This window comes from Escherichia sp. E1V33 (genome assembly GCF_004211955.1).
Lineage (GTDB): Bacteria > Pseudomonadota > Gammaproteobacteria > Enterobacterales > Enterobacteriaceae > Escherichia.
The window spans coordinates 1-3,632 of record NZ_RHJI01000050.1; the positions used below are offsets into that span (position 1 = coordinate 1).

1 protein-coding gene and 1 pseudogene are annotated in these 3,632 nt (G+C 37.5%); one reads left to right on the forward strand and one right to left on the reverse strand.

The genetic code is table 11. The annotated features are described in order from the left end of the window. Positions 1–219: 219 nt before the first annotated feature. Positions 220–339, reverse strand: a pseudogene (locus D9742_RS23295) (AAA family ATPase); the annotation flags it as partial. Positions 340–3,131: 2,792 nt separating this feature from the next. Here D9742_RS23295 and D9742_RS22840 point away from each other — a divergent pair. Beyond that, entirely contained in the window at positions 3,132–3,287 is a 156-nt protein-coding gene (locus D9742_RS22840; RefSeq protein ID WP_240725573.1) for an MbcA/ParS/Xre antitoxin family protein, read from the forward strand. The last annotated feature ends 345 nt before the right edge of the window (positions 3,288–3,632 follow it).

Consider the following 3,632-nt stretch of genomic DNA (forward strand, 5'->3'; position numbering starts at 1 on the left):
CATAGACGATCTGGCGGGCTGTGATATGCCCCCGCAGGGCGTGGATCAGAGCACGCTGAGAGTGGAATACTATTGTCAGAATAAGCAGGAATACTCTTATCTGCGCGAAGTGTTCATTGATATGTATCCGTAGTCATCGGAAATACCCAGCCTTTCTGGCTGGGTATTATCACGTGTGACATTAGCATGAACCATTACACAATCTGTCAAGAGCCAGGTTCAGATGTCTGTTTCCGCCATTTCATCATCACTGATTGGCGTAGCGTTTTTTGCCAGCATTCCCACTTTGCGTTTTTCCTTTAACCGGCAGCTTTCTCTTTTGATGTTCAGTGTGGTGGACAATCCCGTAGATATATATATCCGCACGCTTTAGTTCTGTTTTATTTTTTTTCGACAAAATAATCAAAAAGGTAAATAAAATAAACGTTAGGTATTTTCTTTATGCGTTCTCTTTACATGTTGAGACTTCGAGTAATACTGTAAACCATATACGTTATAATCGCTAACCGACAAATAATCCAGAAAATTTAATTTATATTCCAGTGTAAACGAGCTGTTCATTTCAAAAATATGTTTGTAAAAGTGTATAGTATTCTGATTGCCGAAGTTTAACTGTGCAGGAGAAAATTTAGCAGATAAGAAAATTGGGGCACACTCGTCAACATTAACTGTTCTAAACAATAATGAAATAGCGGTACTTACATCATCAAAGCCTCTTAATTTCGTGCTGTTAAAATAGAGCGTTCTTGCCGTAATGGTTATAGTAATCCGTCCGTCTCCGCAACCATCCAATATTCCCAGATCGCATGGTTCACAAAATGTGTTTTTCGCATATTTTCGCTCTTCATTACAAAAACAAGTTTTTAAATGTAACTCAGTGACCTCGTTTTATACGTGCTAAACTTATGCCATGTAATTGTAACTTTCTTTGCATTACCAATTATAATGCAACTTTTGGTACATACACCCCCAGATACTCCTTCTTCACCGTATTGCCTGGTCACGGTAAATTTATCTCCTGATGACTCCTTTCCTTCCACACGATCCAGTAAATTGTGATCATGTCTTCAGTTTCTTCCCGAAACACATAAATTTGTGAACACAACAAACTGAGTGATATCTCCGGTGACTTTAATAGTTTCGAATTAGATATGCGACCTCTTGATTTAAAATAACCATACCGAAGAGATTATCAGTTTTTTTTCACAAATGGGACTTTTTTTTGTGTTTTTTTGAGGCATTTTGAATGCCTGGAATGCAGCTGGAAGTTAACAGTTTGAAAAGCACGTCAGATGGGAATGGGAGGGTCGTATGAGGATGTTTTCTAATGCTACATAAAAGTAGCTTTTTTGACAATGGGTATTGGTATTATTGTGAGTTGATAAGTACTGTTTTGCCATTTAAGTTATACATATATCTAGTGCCACTTTTTCGAGAAAAATGATCCTATGATTTTTGTACATAGTGCCACTTTTAAAAAAAGTGACCCTATATCGTGATTACATAGGGTCACTTTTCATCAATAAGTGACCCTATGCGAGGTGCACATAGGGCCATTTTTAAGGAAAAAGTGACCCTATGTCGTAGTCATCCTAAGCAATCAGAGATATAATCACGCAAAGACGTTTTTTCGCGAAAGTTTCTCGGCATATCGCAGATACTGATTGCAGTATTGCGTTTTTTTTAAGCAGTAAAATTTTCGTTAGCAGGCTCAGGGGTTTTGAGAAAACCCTGGAGACTTTGGTTAAAAAGTGATACAAGTAAGGACAATAGTTTAATGGATGGTTTAGAAGCTTAAATCGATAGTTCAAAATTTATAAAAGTTACTTTTCCATCTCCAAAACCGATCTTTTAATTCGAGTAGAAAATTATTGCAATTGTATTTATGCAAGGGCAATGTGCTCATATAAGAATCTGATAGTTTAACGCATAACTTACTCTGTAAAATATAACGAACCGATATTTCTATTATTCGTACCTACCGTGCACATCTAATGTCATTACCTCTTCATATTAGGCCTGAAGAATATCAACAACACCATTATTTTATTGGGCGCGATAAAAAACACTTGGAACTAAAACGGGCTATTTGCTATTATCCATGGCTATTTTAAATGGTAACACCAGGGAACAGATTGTTGAGGAAATAATAGACATCAATCATATATTTTTAATATCAAAAAAAATATAAGCACCAACTAAAACACTTACAATTCCACTCACCATCCACTAATAAAGTAAATATTTTCCTTTCAGCGTAAATAACCCCGATAATATTAATAGAATTTAAAATGGCGAGATAATTATTTATAGAACATATAATTACCATATGTTAAATTCTCTCGCCAGCCAGTATCTGGATAGTTATTATCAAATTACATTCTCAGTTTAAATTGAGAGTTGTTTGGTATACTGGATGTAAAAGATCATGTCCAACGATTGTTCGGTTGTTTTCGTTAATAATAAAAGGGATATAATGGAGTGCTGCCTAGGTTATTATATTAAACCACCTTTCTTTTATCTTGATTAGAACTGGTTGTATCATTTGAGATATTGTCGGACAAACAGAGTCTGATAATTGGTGAGGCTGCCATTTTTATGATTTACAATCAATGATAAACCACTCCTTTCTATAGATACGCGGTCAGTACTGTATGGGCAATGGAAAGTAAATCAAACAACGTCGATATAGCTGAACAACTCAACAGGTTCCATTGACTGATGCAGGTTGGTAGCGTTCGACATACATACACTTCATTGCAACCTCTGCTGAATGTTATTAGCAAAAAAGTTGCATCCATGATGTACAGTGATTATAGTTGTAAGCGTCTAGCATACAGGGGGACGCGTTGGTTACATCATATTTAATGAGGCTAACCAGCCTAGCGCCCGAATGGAGAGAGTGAAATTCGATTTCACTCTCTCTTTTTTTCATCTAAACCTTTATTGTCAAATGGTTATACGCATTTATTTGTATTAGTCACGAATGCATCTGATACATTGACTTGTTACTCATTGCTAAAATGAGTAGCGAAGTTCATATCCAGTCATTAAACAGATTAAGAAAACGATAACTAAATAGTGGAGTTGACTCCTTGAACAGAGAAGATGTCCATCAACTGGCTACGCAATTGTTTGAAGGTAACGAAAGTGCGGCCCAAAAGTGGTGCCATGAACCCAACCGAGCGTTACGGTGGCAAACCCCTGAAGAACTTATGGGGAGCGAATCAGGAATCCAAACGGTAATAGCGTTAATAACACGACTAGAGCAAGGCGTGTATTCTTAGACCTTCTGCCCAGAGCCGTTCTGTAGTTTTATCATCGCATCAAGCAAATCGTTTTCATCCCGTGAATGCTGAGACTTGTTCCGGGTCACATCGGGGCTATTCACCGATGGAAGAGCTTTAAAACGACGGTTATCCCTTTGTTCCTGTACCAGCTTCGCCACATACAATACTTGGCCCAAATTCTGGGGTTAACAACTTACCCAGCCGAGGAAAACATCTGCAGTCCTCAAATAGACATTAGCATTGAGCCCCTACACTCGCACCAGTTGATAGTTCACTGCTTGTATGTGCTATAGCGTAAAGAGATACCGAAAGTATCCGCGTCTGTAGTGGCATAGTAAATTT